The sequence below is a fragment of the Nocardia sp. NPDC051787 genome, from assembly GCF_040681325.1.
Classification (GTDB): Bacteria; Actinomycetota; Actinomycetes; order Mycobacteriales; family Mycobacteriaceae; genus Nocardia.
Window position 1 is genome coordinate 1 of sequence record NZ_JBFAYO010000044.1, and the last position, 16,446, is coordinate 16,446.

Genomic DNA, 16,446 nt, shown 5'->3' on the forward strand with positions numbered 1-16,446 from the left:
ATGCCAACGCGAGCAGAGGATCTCGATCACAACCAGGCTGTTGAGGCCGCCGCGCAGCGACGCCGTCAACAACCCACTTTCAAAACAGTGGCTAGCGGGAGTGTCGATGCCTGCCGATGGAGTGCTCGCGGAATTGACGGCCGCCTATCACGAGGCAGCTGGCAGGCACGAGAACAACGCCACCTAGTCCAGCACCGCCGTCGCCTCGACTTCCACCATGATGTCCGGCTCACCCAGGGCCGAGACGCCGAGCAGCGTAATCGGCTTGACCGGGTCGATCCCGAGTTTCGCGGCGGCGCGCCCGACACCCTCGCCCAGCAGCGGCATCTTGTCCGGCGTCCAGTCGACGACATAGATGGTCAGCTTGGCGATGTCGTCCCAGGAACCACCGACCTCGGCCAGGGCCGCGGCCACATTGAGATACGCCTGCTCGACCTGAGCGGCGAAGTCGCCCTCGCCCACCTTTTCGCCGTTCGCGTCGCGGGCCACCTGGCCCGCCACGAACACCAACTTCGATCCCTCGGCAATCGAGAGCTGGCGGTACACCTCCGGTTTCGGCAATGCCTCGGGATTGATCAGTTTCACGGCCATGGCCCACTCCTTCGCTCGTCTCGTTCCGCGGTGCGGCACTCGGAGCAAAAACCATAACAATGCTATGTTACGTTCCACCATGGCCCGCACCAAGAATCCCCGCATCCGGTCGATGCTGATCGAACGAGCCGCGCACATGCTCCGGATGCGCGAGCCGGTGACGTTGCGCGCCTTGGTCGCGGGCACCGACGTGTCGACCATGGCCGTCTACACCTACTTCGACGGCGTGGATGGGTTGTGGAAAGCATTGCGGCAGGAGGGATTCACCCGCTTGGCCGCGAAACTCGCCATGGTCGAGACGACCGCGGACCCGGTCCGAGACCAGGTCGCGCTCGGTGCCGCCTACCTGCGCAACGCGCTGGAGAACCCGGATCTCTATCGCGTCATGTTCGACGCGAACTTCGAACTCGAGGACGCCGCGGCCGCCGACGAGACGCTGCACCGCTTGGTGCACGCGGTGGAGCGAGCGAAGGCGGAAGGCCGCTTCCGCAGCGACGTCAACCCGCTGGAGTTGGCGACACAGGCATGGACCGTCGGTCACGGCCTCGCCACTCTGGTCACCTCGGGACCGCTGCCGCGCGAGACCCTCGCGTACGGCATGCCGATGCTCACCGCACTCTTCGTCGCCGCGGGCGACGATCCGGAGCAATGCAGACGCTCGGTCGAATCCGGCTGGGACGTTCTGGTCGACCGTAGCTGATCTGCCGATCCGCTGAACGATCTGAACGCGAGATCGAAGAGCCTGGATGCGGAATACCGTCTAGTTCGTCACCAATGCACGGATTTCGTGTGCTCGGGCAATGACCGTGCTCAGCCCGTATCCGTTGATGAGTGGTATTCCACAGCGGTGTTCGAACTTGGTTTTGAGTTCGATTCCCGCGTGTTCCACGCAGCAGATTGCGAATCGCACCGACGAGTTGTTCGTCCGCATGTGGCCGGGTAGATCGGACAGCGCTGCGTAATTTTTCGGGACCGCGGAGAGGTAGGTCGGCCGGCTGTGTTCTATCCGGTCCGAGAACCCCTCCGGGCTGAGCGGGCCCGCCATAGTGGCGCGCCCCCCGGCAATCAACGGCGACAAGGCGCCGAGCATGAGCCCGCTTACCTGCCACATCGGCAGGGCCGACAGGCTGTGGTCGGCATCGGTCAGCGCGAATACCTTGATCACCAACTGGCACATCGCCTCGAGGTTCCTGTGGTCCAATATCGCTCGGTTGCCGGTGCCGATGTAGGTGATAAGCGCCGGTCCGGCCATGCCGGGCCGTGCCACGTCGGCGGTGTCGGGTGCTGCCGCGCTGAACTCCCAGGCGGGCGTGACGACCCGGACCGGAGAGGAGATGGCCGGAGGGTGCGTGGCGACGATGAGGACCTTGGAGCCCACGTCAGCTATCTGGTAGCCGGCCTCTCGGTCGGTCAGGGACGGGTCGATCAGGGTCGCTGTGGCACCCACGCGCCACGTGGCGAACAGCGACACCACGAGGTCGACGGTGGCAGGGAGCATGATCGCGACCACGTCGCCGGTCGCGACGCCCGCGGCGCGCAGGCAGGCCGCGGCACGCTGCACGGTCGCCAGCAATTCGCGGTTGTTCAGTTCGCTGCTGTCGTCGGCAAGGGCGACCGCCTGCGGCGCGACCTCGGCGCGACGGTCCGGGAGGGTCGAAAGTGTCATGCGATGTCCTAAGCATCGGCGTACACGGATCGTTGAAAACTGTAGAAATCGGGCGGTGGATCCACACCGTCGCGCATCGACTGAATTCGTCGCGCACTTTGTCCCCGGAAGACAGCATCGACCGCACGTCTCGCCACCACGGTCCCGGGTGTAACTATCATCAGGTGGTGACGACTTTTCGTCGCGACGGTGAGGTGGGCCGCTGTGTCGCGAGGATCGCCGCCCGCATGAACGAGCGGGTGACGGATATCAGCGCGAGTATCCACCGTGGACTAGAGGAAGAAGTACCCGAGCTGCGTGCGGATGTGCACACCGTCGACCTGCTCGGTTCCAGCGTGCAGGGCAATCTCGACACTCTGCTGCACGCGCTGCGGCACGACATCCCGGCAGCGCGAATTCATCTACCTTCCGCGGCAATCGAATACACCCGGCGTTTGGCCCAGCACGGCGTCCCGCTCAATGCCCTGGTCAGGGCATATCACCTCGGCCAGCGGCGGTTCACCGAACTGGTTTTCGCCGAACTGCAGGCCGCGGATATCACGCCGGTCGAACAATTCCTCGCCGGACAGGCGATCACCACCCGGCTGTTTCAATATCTCGACCACGTTATCCAGCAGGTCGTCGCCATCTACGAAGCAGAGCGCGAGCAGTGGTTGGAAACCCGCAACAGTGTCCGCGCGCTACGTGTACGCGAACTGCTGGCGGGCAAAAAAGTCGTCGATATCGACAGCACGATCGACCAGATCCGCTATCCGCTCCATTGGCACCATTTGGCGCTTATCGTCTGGTACCCCGACACCGGCGCGCACGGTGACGAACTGGCCGAGCTGAGACGATTCGTCCGCAAGTCGGCGGAGGCGGCGGGAACTGCCGCGGCCCCACTTTTCATCGCGGAGGATCAGATGAGCGCCTGGGCGTGGCTGCCGTATCGTTCGGCGCAACCCGGCGCCGCGGCCAGGGTCCGTCGTTTCGCGGCCGCACAAGCCGATGCGCCATCGGTAGCGATCGGTACGGTGGCCGCCGGAACTCCGGGATTCCGGCGGTCTCATCGCCTGGCCCGAGACGCACGCTCGGTCGCCCTGGCGCGCGGAACCGCCGAACCGCGAATCATCGCGGCCGAAGACCCCGGGTTGTCGGTAGCGGCCCTACTCGGTGACCGGATCACGGAAGTCTGGGAATGGGTCGGCGAGGTGCTCGGCGATCTGGCCGCCGCCAACGACAACGACGAACGGCTACGCGAGACGCTACGGGTATTTCTGCGCACCGGATCGAGCTACAAAGCAGCCGCCGCAGAACTCGAAATGCACTCCAACTCGGTGAAGTACCGGGTCGCACGGGCAGTGTCGCGGCGCGGCAGGCCGATCGCGGAAGACAGATTCGACGTCGAACTCGCCCTACTGGTCTGCCACTGGTACGGACCACCGCTGCCGCACCCGGATACGGCGTGACTCGGACAACGCGGAACCAGCCGATCCGGCTGTCGTGTTCGACGCAGAACGAGTAGTCCACTACTCGCGCCAACTGCCGCTATCCACGACAGTATTCACCTATGTATCGGGTGTTCTTGAGCTATTCCAGCCGGGACCGGGTGTCCGCGGTGGCCGTCACCCGGTGGCTTACCGAGAACGAACCGAGTCTGAGCGGGGATATCTTTCTCGATGTCGATCCTCGAACGGGTATTGCGCCAGGGAACCGCTGGAAATCCGAACTCGTCCGTGCGGTGGACCGCTGCGAAGCTGTCATCTGCCTGATTTCTCCGGAATGGGAACAGTCGGCCGAGTGCCTCGCCGAATTCCGGTACGCGGAATCCCTCAACAAACGGATCTTCTGCGCTCGACTCGACCCAAGCGGTCGCGGCGAGAAAGCGCGAGATTGGCAGTTCTGCGATCTGTTCCCCGACGGCCACAGCCCGGTCACCACGGTCGCGCCCGAGAACGGCGACACACCGGTCGTCTTCGCCAGCGACGGCTTACACAGATTGCTTCGCGGTCTACGCGACGCCGGAATCGGTGCCGAACATTTTCCGTGGCCACCGCCGGGCGACTGCGGGCGCGCCCCATACCGGGGCTGGCAATCGATGGAGGATGCCGACGCGGCCATCTTCTTCGGCCGCGACCCACAAATCCTGCGCGGCCTGGACGCGCTGCGCGGCATGCGAACGACGGGTGTCGAAGGTTTGTTCGTGGTGCTCGGCCCATCGGGCGTCGGGAAGTCGTCATTCCTGCGCGCCGGGCTCCTTCCCAGGCTGCGTCGTGACCGCGAGAACTTCCTGGTGTGCGACATTGTCCGCCCCGAACGCGCTCCCGTGACCGGCGATCGAGGCCTGGCTCGCGCCATTCAGCAGCTCAGATCCCGTGCCGGACCGACCGGTCCATCGCTCGGTGCCATCAAAGCCGCCTGCCTGGCCGACGACACCGGCCAGCTGACGAATTGGCTGCGCGAGGCCCAGCGTCATTCGGTCGGCCCAGGTGTGGCGCCGACCTTGGTTCTGCCGATCGATCAGGCCGAGGAACTGTTCACCGCCGACGCCGGGCCGGAGGCAGCCCGATTCCTCAGGCTGCTCGGCGGTTTGCTGCAGTCGGCCGCCGAATTGCCGATGATCGCGGTGGTGACCATCCGGGCCGACCGCTATGAGGCGCTGCAGACCGCGCCGGAATTGCTCGGCGTGCATGCCAGGGAATTCGGTGATTTGAAGCCGATGCCGGTCACCGAATTCAAAGAGGTGATCACCGGACCGGCCGCTCGCGCGACCACGGCGGGCCTGCGCCTGAGTCTCGACCCCGCACTCGTCGCCCGGCTGCTGACCGACGCCACCGGTGGTGCCGACAGCCTGCCGCTGCTCGCGCTGACGCTCTCGCGCCTGTTCCTCGACTACGGCAGCACCGGGCAACTCACCCTCGCCAACTACCAGGCGATGGGAGGCATGCAGCACATTGTCCACGCCGAAATCGATACATTGCTCGCCACGGATCCAGACCTGCGAGCGCAGCAACTCGACTCGTTGCGCGCAGCGTTCATTCCGTGGCTTGCCACCGTCGATCCGAACACCGACCAGCCCTCGCGCCGAGTCGCGCGCTGGAGTGAGCTTCCGCCAGCCAGCCACGACCTGATCAATGCCATGGTCGCTCGGCGACTGCTCGTCAAGGATGAGCGGGGCGGCGAGACGGTGATCGAGGTTGCGCTGGAAAGCCTGTTCCGGCAATGGGGCCCGCTAGCACGGTGGCTGCAGGAACAGGCGGAAAACCTGAAGGCGGCGGACAACCTCGAGCGCGCGGCCGCGGACTGGGAACGCAGCGGGCGCAGCCCGGAGTGGCTGATCGAAGGCGTGCGACTCGCAGCGGCGACGCAATTGGCGAACTCCCCGGTGTTCGGGAATCGGGTTCGTCACACGTCGGAATTTCTGCAGGCTTCGCGGGAGCGCGAGAACGCCGAAGCGGAGGCCGAGAGGCAGCGCCGAGAGGCCGAATTGCGGAACGCGCAGCAACGTCGAGACGAGGCTCAAGCACACGCGGCCGTGCTGCGCAAACGGACGAGAGTTCTGCGTGCCGTACTCGCCCTGACACTGGTGGTGGCCTTGGTCGCGGTGATCGGCTTCGTGCTGGCGGTCGTCGCTCGCAACGACGCCAACGTGAAACGCCGGGAGGCCGACGACCGCAGCCGTGAGGCACTCGCCGAACGATTGACCTCTCAAGGACAGGCGATGCTCGCGGGCGGCCAGCCCGGCAGTGAACTGCAGGCCATCGACAAACTGCTGGCGGCGCAGCATATCTCGGCGAACCCGAACATCGGCGCGCTGGTCACCGCGTTGAGCAACAAGGCGAGACTGTGGAAGATCGTCGATCTGCCCCGCGGTGGTCTCCTCAGTGCCGACGGTCGGCGAATCGCAACGTTCACCCCGTCGGGAATTCAGCTGCTCGACACCGAGACCGGGCAGCCGATCGGAGAGCCGTTCGCGGATCCCGAGACCACCTACGCCAAAGGGCTGAGTCTGGACGGGCGATTCGTCGCGATGGTCAACGACGACGACACGATCCGTATCTGGGATTCCGCCACCCGCCAACCCATCGGTCAGCCGATGGCGGGCATCGTGGACTACATCGCTGAAGCGGCGGTCAGTTCGGATGGGCACCGTGTCGCCACGGTAGATAGTGCGGACACTTTGCGGTTGTGGGATGCCGAGACCGGGCGGCAGATCGGGAGTCCGCTGACGGGACATGAGGGGTTGGTGTCCGCTCTGGCCTTCAGCCCGGACGGGCGGCGCCTGGCGTCGGCCGGTGTGGACAACACCGTCCGGCTGTGGGACGCGAATAACGGGTTGCGACTCGGTGAACCGTTGCTGGGCGGCGACCCGCGTATGCGCGAAGGAGACGCAAACTTCAGTGTCGCATTCAGCCCTGACGGCCACATCGTTGCCGCTGGCGGCAATACCGTGGGCCTGGGTACATTCCTCAGTGCCGGGTCGCCGCTACGGCTGTGGAACGCTGATACCGGTGAGGCGATCGGCACGCCGGTCTTCGGAAACTACGGATCAATTACTTCAGTGGCATTCAGCCCGGACAACGGCCGGATCGCCACCGGTGGCAGCGACAAGACCGTGCGACTGTGGGATGCGCACACCGGTCAGCCGATCGGCAATCCGCTCAGGTTCCAGGAACCGGTGTGGGACGTCGCTTTCACCCGGCAAGGAGATCAGATCGTTTCGGTATCCGGCGACACCGTCCAGATATCGAACGCCGATCCCGATTCCGCACTGGTCACACAGATGGGTGGCAGCAAGGTGGCTCTGCCACCTTATGGGCTGGACAGCACAACCGATGGCCCGCGAGTCCTCGTGTTCAACGACGACACATTCCGACGGTTCGACGCCGATACCGGCGCACCGGTCGGCCAAGCCATTGTTTCCGAGGCACTCAGAGGAGCCAGCGCTTTCGACTTCAGCCCGGACCACCGCTGGCTCGCGGTCGCGGCCGGCAAAGACATACGCGTGGTGGACACCTCGAACGGACGGCCGCACGGCGACCCCATCACCGGGGACGACGACATGAACAACGTGGCATTCAGCCACGATGGGCAGACAGTTGCAACCGCAAGCGACGACAAGACGGTCCGGCTCTGGGACTGGCGCAACGGTCGGCAGATCGGCGCGCCGATGACCGGTCACGAAAATCGCGTCGAATGGGTTACCTTCAGCGAGGACGGCCATCGTCTGTATTCCCGCAGCACGGACTCGATCCGGATCTGGGACACCACAACGAGACAATCGATCGGCACAATCGGCGGCCCCGATTCCTTTTACAACTTCTCGACCATGACGCTCAGCCCAGATGGCAGGCGCATCGCCGCAGCGAGCCGGACGATAATTCAGGAATGGGACGCCGAGAGCGGCGAGGCCGTCGGCCCGCCGATGCAAGGCCCCAACCAGCAGGACGTAGACATCGCCTACAGTCCCGACGGTCGCTATCTGGTCTCGATTTGCGCCCACGAGTTCTTGCCCTGCGAGGACAACACGCTGCGGTTCTGGGATACCACCTCGGGACGCCAAATCGGCGAGCCCGTCGACACCACAGCAGCTGGCAGAACCGCCGACATCAGATTCAGCCACGACGGCCGTCGCGTCTTCGTCGCGGCCTCCGAAGTGTCCCTCGACGGCAACCCGCCATTTATCGGCGGCGGTATCTGGCAGGTCCCGGCGCCTGCCGCCTGGGCGGACGCGCTATGCAACAAACTGGCCTCGAATCCGAGCCGTGAGCAGTGGAACGACTGGATCTCGCCCGATATCCCCTACATGGAGCTGTGCCCCGGCAAACCCGTTTCGCCCTGAGCCGGGCAGCATTCGCCCTGAGCCGGGCAGCAGGTGACGTCCATCTCGGCCCGGGTGCTCTCTTCGCCCGCGCCGGCAGCACTGCGGCGATGCAGCGACGTAGCCGCTAGCCTCCGAGAGGTAGCTTGTTTCCCCGCGTTTCCACAAGTCGATCGACGTTGTCGACGCCCCCCCGCCGACTCTGCCGGGCTCGATTCGGGAACAACAGCGGGGGTGGTGCCGCACATACCCTGAGCCGCTGTTCCTTCGAGCTGACCCGTCACCGGCCAGCACGGTGGTCAGCACCCGAACCAATTCGACCTGCCTATGGGTGCCCGTCTTATGGAAGACGTGTTGCAGGTGTGTGCGCGCGGTGTTCACCGAAACCGCAAGTTCCTCTGCGATCGGACGCAGACCTTCGCCGCGTAGTGTCGCCGCGGCGACGCGCGCTTCGGCGGCGGTCAACCCGTACAGTTGCCGCGGCGCCTTCGGCCCTCCCGGTGTTTTTCGATCCGGATCGACGATGACGACCAGGGCCGCCGGCGGACGCTCGCCCCGGCGACCGAGGGCGGGGTCCAGCGGCAGCACCCGCAGTGCGTACGAGCCGCCGCCGCTGTGCCGCGGAATGAGCGTGCGCCCCCGGCATACTGGCCGTGCTTTTGCACCGCCGAATCGATCATCGCGCGCAGCTCGGCCGCAGCTCGGCTGTCCGATGATTCCAGGTGGCCGCGGCGTCCGATACCGAGACCATCCCCGGAGGCCGGGATCGACAATGCCGCGGGGTTCGCGTAGCTGACAGCACCGCAACTCGCCACGATCACCAGCCCGTGCCCCTGCAGGTCGAGGACGGCGGTGGCCCGGTCGCGCTCGCTCCGGGCATCCGCCAAACGAGACTGCACGGTCAGTGCCTGCCGCAGATGCGGAAGCAGCAGGCGCATTGCCGACGTCGCCTGTGGTCGGTCGAGGTCATGGCCGGAATCGGGATACAGCCCGATCCACGACGTCCTGGCGCCGCTGGTGAGCAGCGCCAGCATCCCGTTGCCGAGCCGATGTGGACACATCCACTCCCTGAAGAATGGATGCCGGCGCAAATAATCCGGCTCCAGCAACTCGTCACACGTCATGATGACACCGGCGGGTGCACACTCGCGATCGGATCGATACGCCAGAACCCGGCGTTATAACTGCGGCGCAGATCGTCCGCCCCGATGGAAGAAGCAGTCATCCGCCGGCAACCCGCGTCGGATACGACCAAAACGCCCCGGTGGGCGCGCAATGCCGTGACGATATCGTGCACTGCCTGCGACCAGTCAGCGGGATGCAACGCCGCGTGATTGATTCGCGCGACGATCCCGGAATAGCTCTCGACTGTCATCGCCATGTCGAATGACCCTGTAACGCAAGAGGAACGGCAACCATCCAGACTCGATCATAGGAACAGGGCAGAAACCTCACGGGATCGGCACCCACACAGACGTCGGCCCGAACTTCCCGTGGGATGTCTTCGAGCGCCATGTCCAAGAGTTCGCCGATGGATGTCCAAGAGTTCGCCGATGGCACACCGGTGGCCGGAGAAATCGATGCGAAGGCGGCCGTGTCGTCGTGGCTGGGACGGCAGACGGGCGGGATGAACCCCTGCACGATACTCGCTGAGCCCAGCTCGGGTGGACCTTCGCGGTCCGGCTATCGGGCAGAAGTGACGGTTCCGGCCGCCCCCGTCGCCAGTCCGCCGAGGAGGTCTTGTATGAGACGGGTTGCCTGTGCGCGAGTTCGGTCAGCGTGATCGGTGTCGGCGATGGTCAGCGACAGCTCGGTCAGGGCGCCGTAGAACGCGCTGGCGACCAGCTCGGCGGGGTGTGGCCGGATGAGTTCGGCGTCGAGTAGAGCTCGTACGGCATCGACGACCAGTCCGCCGAGGTGCTGTTGATCCAGTTCGCGCCAGCGCTGCCAGCCCAGTGCGAGCGGGCCCTGCAACAGCACGATCTGGCGGTAGTCGTGTTCGGCGCAGATGTTCAGGAATTCCGCTACTCCGCGATCGGCGCGTTCGAATGGGTCCGAGCTGGTCGCGGTTGCTTCGCGGATCCGCTGTGCCGCTCGGCCTTCCAGTTCACTCATGACCGCTTCGAACAGGCCGCGCTTGCCATCGAAGTGGTGGTAGAGCGCGCCGCGCGTCAGGCCGGCCGCCCGCACCAGTTCCTCCGCCGAGAGGTCCGCATAGTCACGTTCGGCGAACAGGCGCAGCGCGGTGTCGAACAGCGTTTGACGGGTGCTCTCCGCGTACTTTTCCCGAACAGATTCCATACGCTATGGATATCACATACAGTGTGTATTTAAGATACGCTGTGTATGAAGGCAGGTAGTGATGCAGAAGTCCGTGGACGTAGCGGTGGTGGGTGCCGGGCTTGCGGGGTTGGTGGCCGCGCGCGACCTGGTCGAGGCCGGGCGTGCGGTAGTGGTGCTGGAAGCGCGGGACCGCGTCGGTGGGCGGCTGCTCAATGCCGCACTGCCGGGGGGCGCCGCGATCGAGGTAGGCGGACAATGGGTTGGACCGGGACAGGATCAGGTGCTCGCGCTGATCGGCGAACTCGGCCTGGCCACCTTCCCCACGCACACCGAAGGTCGGCATATCGCCGAAATCGGTACGGCCCGATCGGTGTACACCGGTCGCGTTCCACGACTGAACCCGGTGGCGCTGGCCGATGTCGCACTGGCCCAGTGGCGACTCGACCGCCTCGCACGCCAGGTCGCGGCGCGGGAGCCGTGGCTGGCCGGGCAAGCCGAACATCTGGACGGCCAGACGTTCGCCACCTGGCTTCGGCGCAACGTCTACACCTCCGGTGGCCGATCCTTTTTCCGGCTGATCACCGAGGCGGTGTTCTCCGCGGAACCGGAGGACCTGTCCGCACTGTGGGCCTGCTTCTACGTCGGCGCGGCGGGCGGGCTGGAGGCATTGATCAACACCGCGGGCGGCGCGCAACAGGACCGGGTCGTCGGAGGTTCGCAACGCATCGCATCGGCTTTGGCCGATGAACTCGGCGACCGTGTCGTGCTCGGCGCGCCGGTCACCGAAATCACTTGGGATACAGCGGGTGTTCAGGTTTCCGCGGGAAGGGCCACGGTCCGAGCCGCCCGTGCGGTGATCGCGGTGCCGCCCCCGTTGGCTGCACGGATCCGCTTCGATCCTGGCCTTCCCGGTGACCGTGACCAACTCGTCCAGCGCATGCCGATGGGCCGGGTGATCAAGGTCAATGTCGTCTACGACGAGCCGTTCTGGCGCCGTGACGGGCTCAGCGGCCAGGCCAACAGCGATCATCGGCCAGTGGGCACCGTCTTCGACAACACGCCACAGGACGGTGCACCCGGAGTGCTGGTCGGATTCCTCGAGGGCAAGCACGCCGATGCCGCAGGCCGGCTGGGGCTCGCCGAGCGTCGCTCCCAAGTCCTGACCGATCTGGCCGGATACTTCGGACCACGGGCCCGGCATCCGATCGCTTATCTCGAACGAGACTGGGCCGAGGAGGAATTCAGTCGCGGGTGCTACGGAGCGTTCACCGCGCCGTCGACCCTCACCCGGTTCGGAAGTGCGCTGCGCTCCCCCATCGGTCCATTGCATTGGGCAGGCACCGAAACCGCCACTCGCTGGGCGGGTTACATGGACGGTGCCGTCGAATCCGGCCACCGAGCCGCCCGCGAAATCTCTGGCGTCCTCATGTTGCATGCCCGCATGTAGCTATCCGTCAAGACTCGTGCGGTCGACGCGGCGCGCGGTGAGCTTCGACCGCGGCCTTCGGGTGCCCCGACGGCACAGTCACGCAACCGTGAAGGGCGCGGCCTGTGTGTCGCCGGTGTCGGTGGCGCGCGCCTTGGCGCCGAGACCACAGCAGGCGTCCAACGTCGAAGCCGGGCCCCACGGGGCCAGTCGGGACTTTTCCGCGATGACCGCTCCATCTCGGACCTCACGATGGACATCACGTCCGACAATCGAACCGGCGGCGTGTTGGCCGCTGAGCATCGCTCCCTCGGTTGCCGGGCCCATGCGGTGCTGGTGCCGACCACGAATAAGCCGCGGACGGGAGTCCGTACACCGGGTCGCAGTGGGCCGGTCTGACTGGTCCCCATCGCGAGGCCGAACGGGGCGCCACCGGCGTTACCGACGAACCGCTCCTGGCTGGCCTGGGTGGCCAGTTCACTCCAGCGGACTTTCGAGGAGGAGCCGGGAAACGCCTGCTCCATCCGCTCCAACATTCCGTCGATCACGATCTTCTTGACCTTCACTGTGGCCGACCTCGGCACTCGGCTGTGGTCGGACGAAACATCGTCGTTCCTCGCCGTCGCGATCACGCAGTTCAGCGAGCTTTCCAGGGCCGGAGTTTCGCCGGATTGCGGATCGCCCAGATGCGAGTGATCCGGCCGTCGGCGATATCGAAGGCGTAGACCGACACGATGGTGCCGGCCAGCTGCGCCACCAGGCCGGGTTGGCCGTTCACCGTGCGCTCGAGCAGCGTCACCTCGGGGGCTCGGGCGGCAATTTCGATCCAGGCGCGGGCGATCTGCTCGCCGCCGGTGATCGGGTGGCGGAAAGCCGGGGTCAGGCCGCCGCTGTCGGCGGTCGCGGTCGCCTGCGGATCGAGCACACCGATCAGGGCCTCGATATCCCCCGTCTCCCAGGCCCGCTTGAAGTCCCTGACCACCTCGGCGCGCCCGGTACTCGACGGGCCCTGCGATGTGTGGATGCGGCGGCGGGCGGAGGAGGCGAGCTGGCGGCAGGCCGCGGGGGTGCGCCCGACGATGTCGGCGACCTCGGCGAAGGAGTAACGGAAGACGTCGTGCAGGACGAATGCCACCCGCTCGGCGGGCGTCATGGAATCCATCACGACGAGGAAGGCCATACTGATCGACTCGTCCAGGGTCACCCGGTCGGCGGGATCGGCGGGGGCGGGACCACCGAGCCATTCGGAACGGTCGGGTACCGGCTCCGGGATCCATTCGCCCACATAGCGCTCCCGCCTGCTTCGCGCCGAGCCGAGTAGATCCAGGCAGATGCGGCTGGCGACCGTCGTCAGCCACGCGCCGGGCGCCGCCACGTCCTGTCGCTGCCGCTCGGACAACGCGTACCAGCGCGCATAGGTCTCCTGCACCACATCCTCGGCCTCGGCCAGGGAGCCGAGCAGCCGGTAGGCGAGATTGATCAGCTGACGACGTTCACTGATCACCGCGGGCAGGTGCGGATCGGCCATGGTCGGCTCCCTTCGGTCTGTGCGTCCCTCACCGAAATCGACGAATCAACGACCCGATTTGTGAGGCGGCCTGACATTTCGGACGGCTGTGTCGTCGAAGGTCGTGACATGTTCAGCAAAGCAGGAGTTCGGAAATGATCAGAATCGGCATCATCCTCGGCAGTACCCGGCCCAACCGCAACGGCCCGCAGGTCGCCCAGTGGGTTCTGGACACGGCATCGCAGCGCGGCGACGCCGAGTTCGAACTGATCGATCTGCGCGACCACCCGCTACCGCATCTGGACGAGCCCGCGCCGCCGATGTTCGGCCCATCGGTCCATGAACACACCCGCGCCTGGGCCGAGCGGATCGCCCCGTTCGACGGCTTCGTGATGGTGACTCCGGAATACAACGGCGGTGCCCCCGGAGTCCTGAAGAACGCCATAGACCACCTGTCCGCGGAGTGGACCGACAAGGCGGTCGCGTTCGTCTCCTATGGCGCGGGCGGCGGCGCTCGCGCCGTAGTGCAGTTGCGGACGGTTTGCAGCACGCTGGGTATGGCCGACGTGGGCTATCAGGTCGCGATCTCGCTACTCACCGACTTCGAGCACCACACCACCTTCACACCACGCGACCACCATGGCGCCGCCTTGAACAAAACGCTGGATCAGCTCATCGGCTGGAGCGCTGCGCTCGCGCCACTGAGGGCCGGCGCCGAAACCACTCTCATCAATTCATGAGGAGCCGATCATGGTGACGCCAAACGACTTTCGGTCGCTCGCCGACCGCATCGAGATCGAAGCGCTCTGCGCCCATTACACCGACGCGGTGATGATGCGCGACTTCGACCGCCTGCTATCGATGTTCACCGACGACGCGGTGCTACGCATCCCCGACGCTGGTATCGAACTCGACGGGCGCGCCGAATTCCAGACCGGAATGCGACGAATGCAAGGCGAATGGGACTACTTCGTCCAGCACACCCATCCCGGCGCGATCGACATCGACGGCGACACCGCCTCAGGCCGCGCCCACATCTGCGAGTTCGGCCGATTACGCAGCGGCACTTCACATTTGAACTATGCGATCTACCACGATCGCTACCGGCGAACGGCCGACGGCTGGAAGTTCACCGAACGGGTCTACGAGATCCGATACTTCGACAACTCGCCGCTGGCGGGCTCGCCGCCGGGAGAGAACGGAGTGGGTGTGGACGTATCCGCTGTGCAGCTACCCCGGTGATCGTGCGCTGCCCACGGGCCGCCGCAGCTACAAGCAGCCCGTGGGGGCAGCATCGCGTCCCACTGGCCTCGCGGCGCTAGAAGCGGCCCTGCCCAGCGCATGCATGACATGCTGAGGGGTGGATAAGCCGCACTCACCGCACGTGCTCGGCCCCAATCCAGATTCACTTCATGCCCGAAACCGCCCCCGGTGGCATGTCGTACTGCGCATTGTTGCCGGTGTCATCAGCATCGCCATCGGCGCATTGTGGTTGTGGTGCGTGTTCCTCGTGCTCAGCTCGCGGCTGTCGACCGATCCCGCCAACGATCCCCACGGCGATGGGCTGATCATCGGCACGATGCTGGCCGTCCCCAGTGGACTCGTTGCCGCTCTCACGCTGCCTTTCGCCTTCCCACGAAAACATAGGACGCGCGCCATCAAGATTTCGATGCCAGCGTTCGCGGTCACGTCTGTGCTGCTATTGACGGCGCTGTTCACGACATGACATCACCGTCGGTGGCGCGGCTGGGGGCCGTGAGCTGACCTCGCCGAGCCGAAGCTCGGCAATCGCCTTGCCGGAGAAGGTTTTCCCGAGCATGAGTTACTGTCCTGCGGACCCGTGCGCTGGCGATCCAGCTGCTCGGGCGGTCGAGTCGTACTCCGGAATCGAGGCAAGCGAATGAACCACAAGCTCTGGTTGCTCGGACGGTCTGTCACAGTTGGCGCTCACATCGTGGGCGAGAAGATCATCCGGCCGAAAGCCCGGGACGTCGACGACGTCCCGGTATCCGGTGAAACCCTCACACCGCAGTGGCTCACGGCCGTCTTATGCCGCGATGTCCCCGATGCCGAGGTGCTCTCGTTCGAAACCTCCAACGGCAGCCGCGGAACATCCACTCGCGTCGCGATTCGGGTCGAGTACAACGACGCAGGCAAGCAGGCGAACTTGCCGACCGATCTCTTCGCCAAGACGACAACCGCCTTCTCCCAACGGATTCTGCTCGGTGGCGGCAAGATGATCGACGGCGAAACCCGCTTCTTCAGGGACTTCCGGCCCCAGGTCGATATCGAGGCTCCATTCGGCTATTGGGGCGCCGCCGACGCGGGGTCGTGGCGTTCGATCGCTCTGATGGAAGACATCGCCTCGACCCGCGGTGCGCAGTTCATCGAGCCGAACGCCCCGGTCGCCCGGGACCAGATCGAAGATCTGGTACGCAATCTCGCCCGGCTGCACCGGACCTTCTGGAATCACCCGTCGATCACGGACCTCAAAACCACGACCGAAGCGCTGCAGGCCTATCTCGCCGCCATCGACATGAAGAAGCGTTGCGAGGTCGGCCTGCGGCGAGCCGAGGAAGTGGTTCCCGAGGCCCTGCACGGGCAGGCGGAACGGCTGTGGGCCGGCGTCGAGCGAGCGATCGATCTGGCGACGAACGAGCTACCCCAGACCCTGCTGCACGGTGACCCGCACATCGGCCAGACATACAGCACCGGCACAGGGCGAATGGGATTCGTCGATTGGCAGGTGGTGATGCGGGGAGGCTGGGCACACGACTTCGCCTACACCCTCAACTCGGGATGCGAGCCAGAGGACCGGCGTGCATGGGATCGCGAGCTGCTGGCGGCCTACCTGGACGAGCTCGGACCGCTCGACGGCCAGGCGCCGTCCTTCGATGACGCATGGCTGGCGTATCGGCAGCAGTCCATGTTCGCCTACGCGGCTTGGGCATTCACGATCGGCAGGGCCGCGTATCAACCCAAGATGCAGCCGGTGGAGACCTGCTTGACGCTGCTGAAGCGAATCACCACGGCCATCGATGATCACGATTCTCTGGACGCGCTCGCCGTCTGACCTTTGCCCATCGCGGCGTCGCGGCCGGGCGGAAGCCCGGCACCGCGGTCGGCATCATCCGGGCCAGCCGCCGACGCTCCGGCCCGTCACCGACGATGAC

At 65.6% G+C, this 16,446-nt stretch carries 16 protein-coding genes; 9 read left to right on the forward strand and 7 right to left on the reverse strand.

Annotated elements, in window-relative coordinates:
• A partial coding sequence (locus AB0M45_RS30950; protein ID WP_364336467.1) for a hypothetical protein occupies positions 1 to 187 on the forward strand: 187 nt, incomplete at its 5' end.
• Here the strand turns inward: AB0M45_RS30950 and AB0M45_RS30955 are convergent.
• A complete protein-coding gene (locus AB0M45_RS30955; RefSeq protein ID WP_364336469.1) occupies positions 184 to 591 on the reverse strand; it encodes a RidA family protein in 408 nt (135 codons plus the stop codon). The two genes, AB0M45_RS30950 and AB0M45_RS30955, sit on opposite strands and share 4 nt — an antisense overlap.
• Before the next feature lie 64 nt (positions 592 to 655).
• Here AB0M45_RS30955 and AB0M45_RS30960 point away from each other — a divergent pair, with 64 nt between their 5' ends.
• On the forward strand, positions 656 to 1,291 hold the full coding sequence (locus AB0M45_RS30960) for a TetR/AcrR family transcriptional regulator (RefSeq protein WP_364336471.1): 636 nt from the start codon (positions 656 to 658) through the stop codon (positions 1,289 to 1,291).
• Between the two features lie 60 nt (positions 1,292 to 1,351).
• On the opposite strand, the gene AB0M45_RS30965 is transcribed toward AB0M45_RS30960, so the two are convergent.
• The gene (locus tag AB0M45_RS30965) at positions 1,352 to 2,257 is read right to left on the reverse strand and encodes an AMP-binding protein (protein ID WP_364336473.1); all 906 of its coding nucleotides are present in this window, start codon (positions 2,255 to 2,257) and stop codon (positions 1,352 to 1,354) included.
• Positions 2,258 to 2,424: 167 nt separating this feature from the next.
• On the opposite strand from AB0M45_RS30965, the gene AB0M45_RS30970 reads away from it, so the two are divergent.
• Together AB0M45_RS30970 and AB0M45_RS30975 are read left to right on the forward strand one after the other, a co-directional pair.
• Positions 2,425 to 3,705 (forward strand): helix-turn-helix domain-containing protein, encoded by a 1,281-nt coding sequence (locus tag AB0M45_RS30970; protein WP_364336475.1) that lies wholly within the window; start codon positions 2,425 to 2,427, stop codon positions 3,703 to 3,705.
• A 116-nt stretch (positions 3,706 to 3,821) separates the two neighbouring features.
• Entirely contained in the window at positions 3,822 to 8,078 is a 4,257-nt protein-coding gene (locus tag AB0M45_RS30975; protein ID WP_364336477.1) for a TIR domain-containing protein, read from the forward strand.
• Here AB0M45_RS30975 and AB0M45_RS30980 read toward each other — a convergent pair.
• The 4 genes from AB0M45_RS30980 to AB0M45_RS30995 all read right to left on the reverse strand — a co-directional run bounded on the left by AB0M45_RS30980 (position 7,971) and on the right by AB0M45_RS30995 (position 10,358).
• A complete protein-coding gene (locus AB0M45_RS30980) occupies positions 7,971 to 8,522 on the reverse strand; it encodes a LuxR C-terminal-related transcriptional regulator (protein WP_364336479.1) in 552 nt (183 codons plus the stop codon). The genes AB0M45_RS30975 and AB0M45_RS30980 overlap by 108 nt on opposite strands.
• Complete coding sequence (locus AB0M45_RS30985; protein WP_364336481.1) at positions 8,519 to 9,091, reverse strand: hypothetical protein; 573 nt, start codon at positions 9,089 to 9,091, stop codon at positions 8,519 to 8,521. Before AB0M45_RS30985 ends, AB0M45_RS30980 begins: the two co-directional genes overlap by 4 nt.
• Before the next feature lie 86 nt (positions 9,092 to 9,177).
• Positions 9,178 to 9,438: a hypothetical protein gene (locus AB0M45_RS30990; RefSeq protein WP_364336483.1), complete on the reverse strand. Its 261-nt coding sequence runs from the start codon at positions 9,436 to 9,438 to the stop codon at positions 9,178 to 9,180.
• A gap of 302 nt (positions 9,439 to 9,740) precedes the next feature.
• Entirely contained in the window at positions 9,741 to 10,358 is a 618-nt protein-coding gene (locus tag AB0M45_RS30995; RefSeq protein WP_364336485.1) for a helix-turn-helix domain-containing protein, read from the reverse strand.
• A 61-nt stretch (positions 10,359 to 10,419) separates the two neighbouring features.
• Between AB0M45_RS30995 and AB0M45_RS31000 the strand changes: the two genes are divergently transcribed.
• Positions 10,420 to 11,787, forward strand: coding sequence for a flavin monoamine oxidase family protein (locus AB0M45_RS31000; protein WP_364336487.1), 1,368 nt, complete (start codon positions 10,420 to 10,422; stop codon positions 11,785 to 11,787).
• Positions 11,788 to 12,403: 616 nt separating this feature from the next.
• Here AB0M45_RS31000 and sigJ read toward each other — a convergent pair.
• Positions 12,404 to 13,294 carry an RNA polymerase sigma factor SigJ gene (gene sigJ / locus AB0M45_RS31005; RefSeq protein WP_364336489.1) on the reverse strand — a complete coding sequence of 297 codons (891 nt, stop codon included), beginning with the start codon at positions 13,292 to 13,294 and terminating at the stop codon, positions 12,404 to 12,406.
• 134 nt (positions 13,295 to 13,428) lie between these two features.
• Between sigJ and AB0M45_RS31010 the strand changes: the two genes are divergently transcribed.
• From AB0M45_RS31010 to AB0M45_RS31025, 4 genes are all read left to right on the forward strand, one after another.
• Positions 13,429 to 14,013 (forward strand): NAD(P)H-dependent oxidoreductase, encoded by a 585-nt coding sequence (locus AB0M45_RS31010; RefSeq protein WP_364336491.1) that lies wholly within the window; start codon positions 13,429 to 13,431, stop codon positions 14,011 to 14,013.
• A 10-nt stretch (positions 14,014 to 14,023) separates the two neighbouring features.
• The gene (locus AB0M45_RS31015; RefSeq protein ID WP_364336493.1) at positions 14,024 to 14,515 is read left to right on the forward strand and encodes a nuclear transport factor 2 family protein; all 492 of its coding nucleotides are present in this window, start codon (positions 14,024 to 14,026) and stop codon (positions 14,513 to 14,515) included.
• 142 nt (positions 14,516 to 14,657) lie between these two features.
• Positions 14,658 to 14,999: a hypothetical protein gene (locus AB0M45_RS31020; protein WP_364336495.1), complete on the forward strand. Its 342-nt coding sequence runs from the start codon at positions 14,658 to 14,660 to the stop codon at positions 14,997 to 14,999.
• A gap of 174 nt (positions 15,000 to 15,173) precedes the next feature.
• A complete protein-coding gene (locus AB0M45_RS31025) occupies positions 15,174 to 16,346 on the forward strand; it encodes an aminoglycoside phosphotransferase family protein (RefSeq protein WP_364336497.1) in 1,173 nt (390 codons plus the stop codon).
• Positions 16,347 to 16,446: the final 100 nt, after the last annotated feature.

Bases quoted from the DNA above. Each gene is read 5' to 3' on its own strand.
- AB0M45_RS30955 (WP_364336469.1), bottom strand. From the start codon at position 591: ATGGCCGTGAAACTGATCAATCCCGAGGCATTGCCGAAACCGGAGGTG.
- AB0M45_RS30960 (WP_364336471.1), top strand. From the start codon at position 656: ATGTTACGTTCCACCATGGCCCGCACCAAGAATCCCCGCATCCGGTCG.
- AB0M45_RS30965 (WP_364336473.1), bottom strand. From the start codon at position 2,257: ATGACACTTTCGACCCTCCCGGACCGTCGCGCCGAGGTCGCGCCGCAG.
- AB0M45_RS30985 (WP_364336481.1), bottom strand. From the start codon at position 9,091: ATGCTGGCGCTGCTCACCAGCGGCGCCAGGACGTCGTGGATCGGGCTG.
- AB0M45_RS30990 (WP_364336483.1), bottom strand. From the start codon at position 9,438: ATGGCGATGACAGTCGAGAGCTATTCCGGGATCGTCGCGCGAATCAAT.
- AB0M45_RS30995 (WP_364336485.1), bottom strand. From the start codon at position 10,358: ATGGAATCTGTTCGGGAAAAGTACGCGGAGAGCACCCGTCAAACGCTG.
- AB0M45_RS31000 (WP_364336487.1), top strand. From the start codon at position 10,420: ATGCAGAAGTCCGTGGACGTAGCGGTGGTGGGTGCCGGGCTTGCGGGG.
- sigJ (WP_364336489.1), bottom strand. From the start codon at position 13,294: ATGGCCGATCCGCACCTGCCCGCGGTGATCAGTGAACGTCGTCAGCTG.
- AB0M45_RS31010 (WP_364336491.1), top strand. From the start codon at position 13,429: ATGATCAGAATCGGCATCATCCTCGGCAGTACCCGGCCCAACCGCAAC.
- AB0M45_RS31015 (WP_364336493.1), top strand. From the start codon at position 14,024: ATGGTGACGCCAAACGACTTTCGGTCGCTCGCCGACCGCATCGAGATC.
- AB0M45_RS31025 (WP_364336497.1), top strand. From the start codon at position 15,174: ATGAACCACAAGCTCTGGTTGCTCGGACGGTCTGTCACAGTTGGCGCT.